This window comes from Streptococcus infantis (assembly GCF_047463655.1).
In the GTDB taxonomy this organism is placed as follows: domain Bacteria; phylum Bacillota; class Bacilli; order Lactobacillales; family Streptococcaceae; genus Streptococcus; species Streptococcus infantis_Z.
In genome coordinates this window covers 1-13,179 of the sequence record NZ_JASHDM010000005.1, presented here as the reverse complement: position 1 = coordinate 13,179, position 13,179 = coordinate 1, and the positions used below count along the sequence as shown (strand labels likewise).

The window sequence follows — 13,179 nt, the reverse complement described above, 5'->3', positions numbered from 1 at the left end:
GCATTATTTGATCAATTCGTAAATAGCTTCAGCGTAGATAGCTGCTGCACGGAAGAGATCATCCAAGGCGATAAATTCGTTGGCTTGGTGCATAGTATCGATAGAATCTGGGAACATAGCACCGTAGGCTACACCACGCTCTAAGAGACGTCCAAATGTTCCACCACCGATAACTTGTTCGTGACCTTTAAGACCTGTTTGTTTTTCATAAACATTCAACAAGGTTTGAACGAGTGGATCTTCCATTGGCACATAGTGAGGAGTGTGACCATGTTCAGAAAGGCTAACTGAAGCAACTGGCAAGGTTTCAAGAACTGACTTGATTTGCTCTGGGCTTGTTCCTTTTGGATAACGGAAGTTGAGGGCAATGGTATTGTCAGCACTTGATTCATCGAAGCGGAAAACACCCGCATTCATAGAAAGGGCACCCATCTTTTCGTCCACATGAGCTACTTTCAAGTTCTTCCCTTCGTGGTCATTCAAGAGAATCTTACCAGCAATATCGAGGTAGTCTTTTGCAGGTCCTTCAAAAGCAAATTGGCTGAGGAAGAGAGCAAGGTAAGTCGCACCATTGACACCTGAAGCAGGCATAGCACCATGGGCTGATTTACCAATGATGGTCACCTTGTATTGACCAGCTTCTTCTTGAATTTCCCCTCTGAGTTTGTATTCTGCAACAAAGGCATCTAGTTTAGCTTGCAAGTCAGCCAAGTCACCTGAAACAACTGCTGTTGCTGATTCAGGTACCATATTCTCACGCAAACCACCTGTAAAACTGTGAAGACGGGCAGCACCTGCATTTTCTCCTGCAAAGTGGAGGTATTCAGTAATGTTTCCTTTTTCACCGTTGATGATCGGGAACTCAGCATCAGGAGAGAAACCGAAGTCTGGTTTTGCAAGTCCTACATGTTCAAAATAGTAGTCCATGTCTGCCCAGCCTGATTCTTCGTCTGTTCCGACAATAAAGCGAACTTTCTTAGATGTTGGAAGGCCCAATTCTTTGATGATTTTCAAGCCATAATAGCAAGCTGTTGTAGGTCCCTTGTCATCAGAAGCCCCACGCGCATAAAGGCGACCATTTTTGATAGTTGGTGTATAAGGATCTGTGTCCCAACCGCTACCAGCTGGCACCACATCCATGTGGGCAAAGATTCCGAGAACTTCTTCTCCATGGCCAAACTCAAAATGTCCTGCGTAGTTATCAACATTCTTAGTTGGATAGCCATCTCGGTCAGCGATTTCAAGGAATTTTTCCAAGGCTTTTACTGGACCAGGTCCAAATGGATGCTGAGCATCAGCCTTGTTGTCATCACGTTCTGAGTTGATTTCCAAAAGGCTAAACAAGTCAGCCAAGAGGTCTTCTTTACGTTTTTCTACTTCTGCTGTAAAATCAATAACTGTCATTTTTTCTTCCTATCTTTTTTCGATAATTTCATCTACTGGCAAGCGGTAACTTGGTTCCAACTTCTCATCTGTATATCCCACTGTGATCAAAAGTTCTGGACGGAAGCGTTCTTCGATTTCCAAGACTTCATTGACTTTTGATTTGTCAAAACCAAGGATAATGTTTGATCCGATTCCTTGGTCAGTCAAAGCAAGGACCAAGTTCATAGCTACAAGCCCAGCATTAAGAGCCAAGTAGTCACTGACTTGTTGGTCGTTGTAACGCGCAAATTCTGCTGGAAGATTTTTCATAAAATATTGAAGCTGCTCTTCTGAGAAATTATTGGCACCACCAATACGAGCAATCTTGCGAGCGCGCTTAGCTAAGTCTGTATCTGTAAACAAGGCAATGGTTACAGGTGCAGATGCTACTTGCTCAAAGTTTGAACCGTAAGCCAATTTTGCTAGTTCAGCATTTTTCTCACGAACCACGACGAATTTCCAAGGCTGACTGTTGTGAGCGCTTGGTGCCAAGGTTGCGATTTCGATAGCTGTACGAACATCCTTCGGATCGACAGGTTTATCAATAAAATGCTTGGTCGCATGACGTTTTTTATTTAACTCAAGAAATTTCATAATTGATTTCCTTTTCTATTTCTATTGCTTCCATTTTACCACATTCTGAAAGAGCTTGCAGAGATTTTTCATTGGTGAAACAAATTATCTTTTTCTTACTTGAGTTGTTTACTACAAAACTGGAAATTATAATATTTCTCTATCACTTCCATAAAAAATATATATTAGATATCTGATTGATTGTCTGGTAAACTAGATACCATTATCTTATGAAAAAATTATTCTTATTATTAGCCATCAGTCCCTTGTTGATCGCCTGTGGACAAGCCAAACAAGATAGTACTTCTACTGCCACTGCTAGTCCTAAAACCATTGTCGTAGCAACTGCTGGAGACATCCCACCTTTTGATTTTGAAAAAGATGGTAATTTGACCGGATATGATGTTGAGGTTTTAAAAGCAGTCGATGAAAAACTGGATCAATACAAGATTGAATTTCAAAAAACAGCTTGGGAAAGTATCTTCCCTGGAGTGGATGCTGGCCGTTACCAAGCTGCTGCCAACAACTTGAGCTACACCAAAGAAATAACAGACAAATACCTCTACTCGCTACCTATCGCAAAAAATCCTTTGGTTCTTGTGAGAAGAAAAGACAAGGCACTTACTTCTCTTCAAGACATAGCTGGTAAAACAACCCAGGATGACACCGGAACTTCTACTGCCAAGGTCGTTACAGACTGGAATCAAAACCACTCCGACAATCCTGCAACTATCCAATACTCTGGTGAAGATGTCGCTAAGCGTCTGACTGACCTCGCCAACGGTGAATTTGATTTCCTAATTTTTGATAAAATCTCTGTTCAAAAAATTATCCAAGACCGAGGTTTAGACTTGAACGTAGTCGACTTGGAAAGCAATGACAATCCAAACAACTACATCATCTTCTCAAGCGAAGAAAAAGAATTTAAAGAACAATTTGACAAGGTCCTCAAAGAACTCTACCAAGATGCAACCCTTGAAAAACTCAGCAAAACTTATCTCGATGGTTCTTACCTACCAGATCAATCACAATTGCAATAAGAAATACTAAAAACGATTGGCTCGTCCAATCGTTTATTTAGTATCTGTTAGTTAAAGCAACTCTTACAAAAAATCAAAATAATCTTTCACATCCTCTACATATCCATGCTTTTCAATTAAACTAGCTAACAAATCTCTATTATGGCCTTGATAGTTGTCCTCACGTCGTAATTCCTCATACATTTCGATAAAAGGAAGGTCTTTGGTCTGGGCTGATTCTAGCTCTGCTTCATAGTCATAGGCAACTTTTCGAAATTGGATATTGACCAATTCACCATTTTCAACCTCAAGTAAGGCATACTGGGCACGGTGATTTTTCAGCCCTACCCAGTCAAAATAAGGCATACCAATCGAACCTGGATTGATGATTTGTTGACCTTGGCTACCGTAACGTAGAAGTTGTTTATGGACATGCCCATAGACGGCTATATCTGTATCTTCATCAAGTAGCTGGTCAAATTTTTCAGTATTATTTTCAACCAGTAAATCACCACCATAGTTTTTCTCAGGCAAATTATGAGAAAGCGAGAAGCGCAAGCCTTCAACTTCTTTCTTGGCTACCATAGGCAGATTTCTCAACCAATCAATATGCTCTGGCTTTAGGTCCTCCATCAGATATTGGGTCATCCTGAGAAACTGAATTTCTTCGGGATCCTCTAAACCATATTGCCCATCTAAAGCCTCTAAGACACAATCATCCCAGTTGCCTCGAACCGATGCTGTAAGTGGTAGGTCTTTCAAAAGAGCCACCAAGTCATTTGCTCCCGGCCCAGGTAGAAAAATATCTCCCAAAAGCCAATATTCAGTCGCTCCCAAATTTTTTGCGTCCTTAAGCACTCCAGCTAAGGCCGTCGTATTGCCATGAATGTCTGATAAAATTGCAATCTTATGGTTCATTTTCTGCTCCTTCTTTAGTGGATAGCTTTCAGTCTATCCAATTCACTCTTATAATTCTGTACTTTTCTTCATTATAACATAAAATCGCTAGAAGATTTTATAACGGAAATATTCTCATCAACTTTCTCTTAAAAATATGTCAAAAATAGTTGACATTTTATTTTTAAAAGAATATACTATAGTCAAATATATGTGACATAAACTAAAAAGGAGGAAGCATGAATCGTGTAAAAGAATTCCGCAAGGAACTGGGCAAGTCCCAACTCGAACTTGCCAAGGATATCGGTGTCTCGAGACAAACCATCAACATGATTGAAAACGACAAGTACAACCCCACCCTGGAACTTTGTCTCAATCTCGCTCGAAGCCTCCAAACTGACCTCAACAGTCTCTTTTGGGAGGACGATTTTTAAAAAGGAGAAGAAAAATGAAAAAAGAACCCCTCAATGAAAAACTAATCAAACGTATCTATGGCATTTCAGGGCCACTTGATGAACACAAACGGCGCGAAGCTGAGCACATCGGAAATAAAATCTTTATGATTCTATTTTACCTCATGACTTTAGGCAATCTTATTCCCTTTGTCCTTGCTTTTAGATATCCCCAAGTAGTCGCTTTTGGATATCCAATCATTATCTTTCTAATTTCCATGGTTTGTGCTATCTATGTCACTAGTCAAACTACAAAAACTGGTATTGCTTCTATTGATCCTGACGTGTTGAACCAGAAAGAAAAGAAACAGTTACGTAATCCTGGTCTTAAAGCTGGTCTTGGCTATGGAATAGCCATGTTGTTTGGAATGCCACTTCTCGATATCCTAATGGATGATAGCAAGAGCTATCTTACCTCTCTTCTGAATACCAGAAGTATCTTGTCGACCATCGTTGCAGCCTTCTTTTTCGGATTAACAGTGCATATTGTCGTCACTCTTCGTATTCAAAAAGCTAGAGAAGATCAAGACGACGATTAGGAGGAAGCTTATGAAATCACTATTAACTTTAATTCTCAGCCATATTTTGATCAGTATCTTTATGACAGTTTTCCTAGTTTATGGCCAAATTACGCGTCCTTTTCTGATTATCTTCCTCTTAGCCCTTCCTGTCTTGAACAAAGGACAAAGATTTCAGAAAATCACATCAAAAAAAATACGTCTCTTAAACGCATCTCTCTGCTTTATCCTCGTATCTTTCCCACAACTGTTAACGAATTCTATGGATTGGAGATATCTACTATTTCTAACCATCTGTATCATTTTTAGTCTAGTCTACTTCTATACTCTCTATCAACTCTTTAAAGAAGCTAATCAAAAACAAGGTTATTAAGAGGTCACTAACATGAAAAAAGAAGACTTAACCACTCGCTTAGTTCGAAATTTCTTTCATATCCAAGGACCATTTGATGAATGCCGTCAAGAGATCATCTATAAGGCTTGTGCCCGTTCCATGGTCCAAATCTTTTACTCTTCATTCCTTCTCTTTCTATTCTATCTTTTGTTTGGGCGCTTTATAGAGATAGTTCGAACGGCTATGCCCTATCTCTACTTCTTGATGATTTTTGCCCTCAGTCTCAAGGCAAGATATTCTACTAGAGGGCTCCACTTAGAAGATGATGATCAATCCGAGATTCCACAAATCACTTACAGCAAGCATCAAATCAAGTTAAGAAGTTGGTTAGTTGGAATTAGCACCCCAACTCTCTACTTATTTATCCTATTTTCCAAAAAAGTAATCCTTGAAAATCACTCGATTACAGATTTCTTCTTGCAGTTTCTAGAACTCAAAACGATCGCACTTTTCCTACTACTAGGACTTGGAGTAGGATCAATCTTCGGTACTATGACTTATTATTTTTTATCCGAACATGAAGAACAGTAGGTATAAGCTGAACTAATTGATTATGTTTATTGTCGACAACAAACCCCTAACACTTCTCAGTGCTAGGGGCTTTTTTAGTTTCTTAAATACCGCATATATTCTACTAATACATAGACAAGGATTGTTAAACAAATGATCGTTTCGAGCCAAACGAGAAGGTTTAGGACTGGAAACTGCAGGATGCCTTGGGCCATTTTCAATGAAGTTGCTGTGATGATAGTTGGGAAAGTTAGGGCTGAAAAAGCTGGTTGAAATCCCTGTTTTAAAATCCTTGGCAAACGACTGAGGACAAAGAAAAAGAAAGTTTGTGAAGCAAGGATCATGACTAGCAAAATCCAGCCATGAAGACCTGAACCTCCGATCCGAACGAGTGCTGCCAACAGTAGAGAAAAGGGAGCACAGTAGATTCCTTCTTGCCCCAGTAAAGCCCGTGGCAATGGATTACTTTTCAAATCTTGATAAATCAGAGGATAAAGGAAAAGTGTTAAGGTAAATCCAAAAATCCAAGCACCATAGGCAATCTCGACTATACCCACCACTGGGTAGGTCAAGCTTGCTACTGCTATCCCCACATAAAGAACTGTCCAACTTGGCGTTGCGTTCGTTCTTGGTTTAGTCTGCACATAATTTTTAGTAAAGTAGATGATTAAACCTACATCCAGTAGAAAGGCAAACCACCAAAGAGCTTGCGCTATGATACCCATACTCGTAGGTAAGATTCGCAGTAAATAGGTTGATAAAATCATCCCTGCCATGGGAAAGGTCGCCATTCCCGATAATAGAGGAGCTTTCTTAAGTTCTTGCTGGCTCTCTTGCCAATCACTAAGATGACTGTATAAAAAATAAAACCATAAAATCAAGCCTGACAAACTAAAGACGTGCGATAATAATGGAAAAATATCCAGGATGAGATTACCTGCTCCAGCCAATCCCAATAAGCACCCTGAAAAGGCCAAGGGGAGTTTTTTCATGTGAACCTCCAATAGTCATGTTATTATCAGTATAGCATAAAAGCGCTTAAATGAAGTATTAAAAAACGAAGTTTAAAGATAAACCTCGTTTTTATTTTCTTTATTGTTAGTTTGTCGCTAGAATATGTCGCAATTGCACTGCACTAGGAGAAACAATTGGCAAAAAGGCACCTTCATTCCAACGACGTATGAAACCGGATGTCGATTTACTAAAATATCCTCTACCGCCACCAGCTTGTAGTTCTAATAAGAGACTTTGGGCAACAACATCAACAATATCAATTCGTAACTGGAATAGCTCACGCGGATTTCTAACGAAATAGGACTCTTCAGATAGTCCTTGATAGAGAGAATGTCGAATATCATCTAACTGTTCGACCTGATGCTGCCATTCTTCCTTCAAGACACCTCGTTTCCCCAATTCTTTTTCGACTTCTGAGAGTGAACGTTCAGCCAAACCAAAGGCTAGGCCAAATTGGTAGCCTAAAAAGGCTGGACGATTTTGCGCTAAAAATTGATGAGCATCCTTGGATAGAATCCACTCTTCCTTTAAAGGAACCTTGTTAAAAGTCAGAGCTGCTGTATTACCTCCTTGGAGAGAGACAAATTCCAAATCTTCGGAACGACTAAAGTTTTCTGCGTCCGATGGTACGGCTACTACATAACTTGTACTCGGATCATCTGCAAATCCTGCTACAAAAATAGTGAGGAAGCGATCCTTACGGGCATTGGTCACCCAAGGAAGTCGGCCTTTTAGGTAATAATTCCCATTTTCTTCAAGGATTCGAACATTTAGTTCCTCTAAGTCAGATAGATACTTGACCGCATTAGATAAGGCCGTAGCACCTGCATATTCTCCTGATAAGAGTTTTTCCAAGTAAACTTCTTTGAAATAAGCATTGTCAGTATGTAGAATATTATCTATTAAAGTTCGTTGCCCCCATGAGATAAAGGAGGCTGTTAAGGAATGTTGAGCGAGTTCTGCAAGGATATCGATAACATCTTGGTCACTTCCACCTAGCCCTCCAAGAACTTTGGGAACCCCTACACGAAAGGCGCCTTCTGCAGCAATTTTCTCAATCAGCTCTTCTCCAGCTTGACATGATTTTTTGTCAATTTCATCAGCGTGCTGGTCTAACCAGCTTAAAAATTCTTCTGAAAAAAATCCCATACTTTGTCCTCCTCTTATGCATAAGGTTGTAATTCTGGATTAATAGGTGTGTTAGCTAGGTTGTTGGCATAGTTACAAAGACTTGCTAGACTGACACCGAGAACAACATCCAAGGCATTTTCTTGCGTGTAGCCAGCTTCAAGGAATTCTCCAAGTGCTTCATCTCCTACGCGCCCTTTGGTATTGATAACTGCTAAGGTAAACTTAGCTAGGGTATCCAGCTTAGGATCGCTTTCGATTGGAGTACGATTGCGAAGGGCTTGAAGTAGGTCATCATTCATCTGGATTTGCTTGATAGAAAAGGCTGTATGGCCAGCGACGCAGAAGGCACAACCATTAGTTACGGCTGCAGTGATTTGTACCACTTCGCGTTCTACAGGTGTTAGACTATTACGACGGTTAATAGCTCCAACAGTACGATAAGCCTCTAGGGCTGTAGGAGCATTAGCCAAAAGACCGATAAGATTTGGGATATAACCATTGTTGTCCTTTTGTACCGTTTCAAGAACTTCTTTCACTTCTGCTGGTGCTGATTCTACTGTGTGGATAGTAAATGTTGTCATAAGGGGACCTCTTTTCATTTTGTAATTGAATGGTTTCTGCGAAAATCTTTCGAAATCTCATCAGCCTATTGAACAAATCCTTGTCTTTATTGATGAGTCATTAGCTTTTCGTTGACAATAAGTCTAACACAGAATCTATACCTTGCATAATATATATTTTAAATTGCACTGATAAAAAATTTTTATGAAAACAAAAAATCACACCAGATGTGTGATCATAACTGTTAATTTATCTGATGCTTGTTTCTTAAAACTAAGATGGACTCTACTAGTAAGCAGAAGATAGCCAAGCCAAAGCCAGTAAATACTCCAAAATATTCTGTGATAGAACTCATTAGAAAAACAGAGACAGAAAAGGCCAATGTAGAGACAACTTCAATAACGGAGTAAACATTCACAAGTTCCTTCTCATCAACCGATTCCTGTAATAATACACTCTCAGGAACTTCCTTAATTTGAGATAGAAAACCAATTATTAGAGATAGGAATAGAAAAGCAGGTGGATTTGGAAATAGCACTATCAACAGAGTTACTAGTGCTGTCGCTAACAAAGAAAAGGTCATAGTCTGATATTTATAGGTAACAACTTTCTCTGCTAGACGGAAGATAATAGCTCCTCCCAAGATAATCCCCAAGGAATAGGATGTATTGACGTAGCCCCAATAGCTTTCTGACTGGTGTAAAATTTCAGTCACAAAAACAAGTAAAACAGATGAGACCCAGATAGCATTGGCTAGAATTTCTATAAGATTAGCTTGGACAATAAAGCCTAATCTTGATTTTTTAACCACCAGTCTCCAACCTTTTGTGAGCGTCTCAAGACTTGTTTCAGAGGACAACTCTTCTTTTTCGACAAGTGGTAAACCGAACATCAAAATCGTAGAAATTGTAAACAAGGCTAACACAATGAGCAGGCTAGGATTCATTCCCAGACTCGCAAATAAGAAGCCTCCTAAACCCCAACCAACGAGTTGCACACTTTCTCCACTCATAGAAATGGCTGCATTCGCTTTAGCTAAACCTCTTGCATATCGTGGAACAAGCGCATAGGAAACAGGTGCTGCAAAACCATCCAAAATGGAGATTAAAGTGACAATAGCGTATAAAAGAGGGATAGAGATATTTCCAGTGTACTTAAGGAGAAAAAACAAAATCGCTAGCAGAATCGTCTTACCAAATTGAGTCAAGAAAAGAACACGATTTAAAGCTAATCTCTTCGTTACTAATGGAACTAAGAAACTGGCTAAAAAGGAGGATAGACCTATCAGAATTGGTACTAGGGAGGTTGAAATAACCGAACCAGATAAGACAAACACATTCGCAATCACAACAACTCTAAAAAAGACATCTGCTAGATTCGCTATTCCCTGTGAAGTCACTAATTTTCGAATATCTTTTGACATAAACACCTCCAGTTTATTTTTCTTTCGCACATAGATGAAACAAGACATATCAGACTAATACTCTTCGAAAATCAAATTCAAACCACGTCAGCTTCGCCTTGCCGTACTCAAGTACAGCCTGCGGCTAGCTTCCTAGTTTGCTCTTTGATTTTCATTGAGTATAAAAACAGATTTATGTTGACTATTATACAATAAATAAAAGTGCAAATAAAGGATATCATAAAAGAAGTACTCTTGAATTTCATTCATCTTATGACATAATACTCTTCGAAAATCTCTTCAAACCGCGTCAACATCGCCTTGCCGTATATATGTGACTGACTTCATCAGTTTCATCTGCAACCTCAAAACAGTGTTTTGAGCTGACTTCGTCAGTTCTATCCACAACCTCAAAGCAGTGCTTTGAGCAACCTGCGGCTAGTTTCCTAGTTTGCTCTTTGATTTTCATTGAGTATAAAATAAGAGACTAGCCCTAGTAGTGAAAAAACTAGCATCTCACAAACAGATGCTAGTCTTATCTATAAATGGTAATATCAATCTTACATTATTTATCAAAATACTTCTTAGTCTCAGCAATAACAACTGGCGACAAGGCTAAGAGTGCAATCAAGTTTGGCAGAGCCATGAGGGCATTAACAATATCCGCAATGACCCAGACCATATCCAGCTCGATAAATCCTCCCAGCAAGACCATGAGTACAAAGACCACACGATAAAGCCAGATAAAGCGAACGCCAAAGAGAAATTCAAAACAACGCTCTCCGTAATAGTTCCATCCCAAAATCGTAGTAAAGGCAAAGAGTACCAAGAAGACCGTTAAAAGAGCAGGTCCAAAGAAAGAAAATACTGTAGAAAAAGCTGACTGAGTTAGAGCAACACCATCTAAATTACCATTCCAAACCCCAGTCACTAAGATTGTCAAACCAGTCAAGGTACAGATGATCAAGGTATCAATAAAGGTTCCTGTCATAGAAATCAAACCTTGCTCCACCGGTTCGCTGGTCTTAGCTGCCGCAGCCGCAATGGGAGCTGAACCCAATCCAGACTCGTTTGAGAAGACACCACGCGCCACACCATTTTGAATAGCAGTTCGGATACTGGCTCCTGCAAAGCCTCCTACTGCAGCCACTGGACTAAAAGCTGATGTAAAGACCAAGGCCAGAGTTGCAGGGATTTTCTCGATATTAAAGAAAATGACTGTCAATGTTCCCAAGATGTAGACAATAGCCATGAAAGGAACAACTGTGGTTGAAACCTTAGAAATGGACTTGAGCCCACCAAAGACTGCGATCCCTACGAAAATAGATAAAACAAGTGCAGTAATTGTCGGATCAATACTAGCCGTATTTTGAACGGATTCTGTAATGGAATTCACCTGGGTAAAAGTACCAATCCCTAAAAGTGCAACTAGTACTCCAGCTACAGCAAAGAAGATTGCAAGAGGGCGCCATTTTTCGCCCATCCCTAGAAGGATATAATGCATCGGTCCTCCTGCGATAGCGCCATTTTCATCCTTACTCCGATATTTGATAGCCAGTAAGCCCTCTGCATACTTAGTCGCCATTCCAAAAAAAGCTGCTATCCACATCCAGAAGAGGGCACCAGGACCTCCCACCTTGATGGCTGTTGCCACCCCGATGATGTTTCCTGTACCAACAGTTGCTGCGAGGGCTGTACACAAAGCCGCGAAACTCGATACATCCCCATGCCCCTTATCCTTGGTAAAAATAAGCTGGAAGGCCTTAGGGAGACGCAAGATTTGTAAAAGTCCTAAACGAAGAGTCAAGTAAATCCCTGTACCAACCAATAAAATCAAAAGGGGTGGGCCCCATACCAGAGCATCCAGCTCTTTTAGCAAATTTAACATACCATTCTCCTATCTATTCAACCCCAAAAGAAAGAGCACATGTTAAAAACATGTACTCTGGAATGCATCGATAAATGCCAAAAAGCGCTCTATCATTGCTCTGTCCTTTTACCTGAGAGTTTGAGCAGTTGCCTGCCTTGCCCCTTCGGTGCCTTTACGGTCTCTCCAGAGTTCCGTCCATTTACAGTCATGAAAAATCAAGCGATTTTCCACTTCTATTAAACTTCATTCGGTGTTGTATTTAATTTTTATTTATTTTACAAGAAAATTCAGCTCTTGTCAATTATTTTCAGAAAATTTTATTATACTTTTTATGATTTTTGCTTTACTGAAAGTTCTATAATGAAGTTAGCCATCCAGCCCTCCTAAAAATTAGATGCTTCAACTAGCTTATAGCTAGTACTCAATTTCATTTGATAAGCGGCTTGATGATGTTAGGCTGGTGTCCAAGGCTAAGACTAGCCTTGCTTTAGCTGACAAAACAGCTTCAAGGGGTTCTCTTGTCACATAAAAGCTCTTATAGGCATAAGAAAACAGCTCTGTGTTATACTTGTTGTTCAAACACAAACACAAGAAAGGCACAGAGATTCAAAGCCATTATACTACAAAATCCAAACATTTGACAATCGATAGCCGTCGGTTAATCGAACGATGGAAAAAAAGGGAAATCAAATAGAGAAATTGCCCCTCTACTTGGAAAAACTCCTCAAACTATCCATACTGAAATCAAGCGTGGGACAGTCCTACAATGTGTTGGAATAGGGCGCTTCTAAAAGGTTTATTCTGCCGACTATGCTCAACAGTCTTATGAAAGTGCTGGCATTAAAAAATCTTCACACATCACGCAAGGAAATCGATATATCAAGCAAGCTTTGACTATGTCGGGATTGATTGCAGCACATTCTAAAGATCCAGCTTTTTCTTCTTTTTACAATCGAATTTCCCAAAGAGGAAGCAAGATGAAAGCCATCATTGCTTGCGCCCATAAGATTCTCATACTCTTCGAAAATCTCTTCAAACTGCGTCAACGTCGCCTTGCCGTATATATGTTACTGACTTCGTCAGTTTCATCTGCAACCTCAAAACAGTGTTTTGAGCTGACTTCGTCAGTTCTATCTACAACCTCAAAGCAGTGCTTTGAGCAACCTGCGGCTAGTTTCCTACTTTGCTCTTTGATTTTCATTGAGTATCCTCCACCAAACAGACTTATCAAACAGAAAAGGCGCTAGGACTGAGGAAACAGTTCTAACGCCCAAAATAAAAAATTTTGGCTCTATAATTTCTGTAGTGGGTAAAACCACCATAGGAATTATGGAGCCTATTTTGTTGTAGAAAAAAAGTCCCATAAGACCTATAATGAAAAGCGACCAAACCATCATTAGAAAGAATCTTATG

Annotated in this window: 14 protein-coding genes, 1 pseudogene and 1 riboswitch; of the genes and pseudogenes, 6 read left to right on the top strand and 9 right to left on the bottom strand. The window is 39.8% G+C overall.

Features of this window, described 5'->3' with window-relative positions:
- Positions 1 to 3: 3 nt before the first annotated feature.
- Together pepV and QM877_RS05380 are read right to left on the bottom strand one after the other, a co-directional pair.
- Positions 4 to 1,404: a dipeptidase PepV gene (gene pepV, locus QM877_RS05385; protein WP_414317786.1), complete on the bottom strand. Its 1,401-nt coding sequence runs from the start codon at positions 1,402 to 1,404 to the stop codon at positions 4 to 6.
- A 9-nt stretch (positions 1,405 to 1,413) separates the two neighbouring features.
- The gene (locus QM877_RS05380; protein ID WP_414317785.1) at positions 1,414 to 2,019 is read right to left on the bottom strand and encodes a nitroreductase family protein; all 606 of its coding nucleotides are present in this window, start codon (positions 2,017 to 2,019) and stop codon (positions 1,414 to 1,416) included.
- Positions 2,020 to 2,228: 209 nt separating this feature from the next.
- On the opposite strand from QM877_RS05380, the gene QM877_RS05375 reads away from it, so the two are divergent.
- On the top strand, positions 2,229 to 3,038 hold the full coding sequence (locus QM877_RS05375; RefSeq protein WP_414317784.1) for an amino acid ABC transporter substrate-binding protein: 810 nt from the start codon (positions 2,229 to 2,231) through the stop codon (positions 3,036 to 3,038).
- 63 nt (positions 3,039 to 3,101) lie between these two features.
- Here the strand turns inward: QM877_RS05375 and QM877_RS05370 are convergent, their stop codons facing one another.
- Positions 3,102 to 3,935 carry a metallophosphoesterase family protein gene (locus tag QM877_RS05370; RefSeq protein WP_414317783.1) on the bottom strand — a complete coding sequence of 278 codons (834 nt, stop codon included), beginning with the start codon at positions 3,933 to 3,935 and terminating at the stop codon, positions 3,102 to 3,104.
- A gap of 218 nt (positions 3,936 to 4,153) precedes the next feature.
- Here QM877_RS05370 and QM877_RS05365 point away from each other — a divergent pair, with 218 nt between their 5' ends.
- Genes QM877_RS05365 through QM877_RS05350 form a run of 4 tightly spaced genes read left to right on the top strand, consistent with a single transcriptional unit; the run spans position 4,154 to position 5,809 of the window.
- Entirely contained in the window at positions 4,154 to 4,348 is a 195-nt protein-coding gene (locus tag QM877_RS05365; RefSeq protein ID WP_006152985.1) for a helix-turn-helix transcriptional regulator, read from the top strand.
- A 14-nt stretch (positions 4,349 to 4,362) separates the two neighbouring features.
- The gene (locus QM877_RS05360; RefSeq protein WP_414317782.1) at positions 4,363 to 4,905 is read left to right on the top strand and encodes a DUF3278 domain-containing protein; all 543 of its coding nucleotides are present in this window, start codon (positions 4,363 to 4,365) and stop codon (positions 4,903 to 4,905) included.
- A 10-nt stretch (positions 4,906 to 4,915) separates the two neighbouring features.
- Positions 4,916 to 5,257, top strand: coding sequence for a hypothetical protein (locus QM877_RS05355; RefSeq protein ID WP_414317781.1), 342 nt, complete (start codon positions 4,916 to 4,918; stop codon positions 5,255 to 5,257).
- 12 nt (positions 5,258 to 5,269) lie between these two features.
- Positions 5,270 to 5,809, top strand: coding sequence for a DUF3278 domain-containing protein (locus QM877_RS05350; protein ID WP_414317780.1), 540 nt, complete (start codon positions 5,270 to 5,272; stop codon positions 5,807 to 5,809).
- A gap of 74 nt (positions 5,810 to 5,883) precedes the next feature.
- Here the strand turns inward: QM877_RS05350 and QM877_RS05345 are convergent, their stop codons facing one another.
- From QM877_RS05345 to QM877_RS05325, 5 genes are all read right to left on the bottom strand, one after another.
- Entirely contained in the window at positions 5,884 to 6,780 is an 897-nt protein-coding gene (locus QM877_RS05345) for a TDT family transporter (protein ID WP_414315576.1), read from the bottom strand.
- A 106-nt stretch (positions 6,781 to 6,886) separates the two neighbouring features.
- Entirely contained in the window at positions 6,887 to 7,951 is a 1,065-nt protein-coding gene (locus QM877_RS05340; protein ID WP_049508162.1) for an acyl-CoA dehydrogenase family protein, read from the bottom strand.
- Between the two features lie 14 nt (positions 7,952 to 7,965).
- Positions 7,966 to 8,514, bottom strand: coding sequence for a carboxymuconolactone decarboxylase family protein (locus tag QM877_RS05335; RefSeq protein WP_045763587.1), 549 nt, complete (start codon positions 8,512 to 8,514; stop codon positions 7,966 to 7,968).
- A 224-nt stretch (positions 8,515 to 8,738) separates the two neighbouring features.
- On the bottom strand, positions 8,739 to 9,917 hold the full coding sequence (locus QM877_RS05330; protein ID WP_414317779.1) for a ryptide export MFS transporter: 1,179 nt from the start codon (positions 9,915 to 9,917) through the stop codon (positions 8,739 to 8,741).
- Positions 9,918 to 10,461: 544 nt separating this feature from the next.
- Positions 10,462 to 11,784 carry an alanine/glycine:cation symporter family protein gene (locus tag QM877_RS05325; RefSeq protein ID WP_414317778.1) on the bottom strand — a complete coding sequence of 441 codons (1,323 nt, stop codon included), beginning with the start codon at positions 11,782 to 11,784 and terminating at the stop codon, positions 10,462 to 10,464.
- Between the two features lie 90 nt (positions 11,785 to 11,874).
- Positions 11,875 to 11,963: riboswitch (glycine riboswitch) on the bottom strand.
- A gap of 407 nt (positions 11,964 to 12,370) precedes the next feature.
- Between QM877_RS05325 and QM877_RS05320 the strand changes: the two are divergent.
- Positions 12,371 to 12,554 (top strand): annotated as a pseudogene (locus tag QM877_RS05320) (helix-turn-helix domain-containing protein); the annotation flags it as partial.
- 390 nt (positions 12,555 to 12,944) lie between these two features.
- Here the strand turns inward: QM877_RS05320 and QM877_RS05315 are convergent.
- The coding region (locus QM877_RS05315; RefSeq protein WP_414317777.1) for a hypothetical protein at positions 12,945 to 13,179 on the bottom strand (235 nt) is incomplete at its 5' end.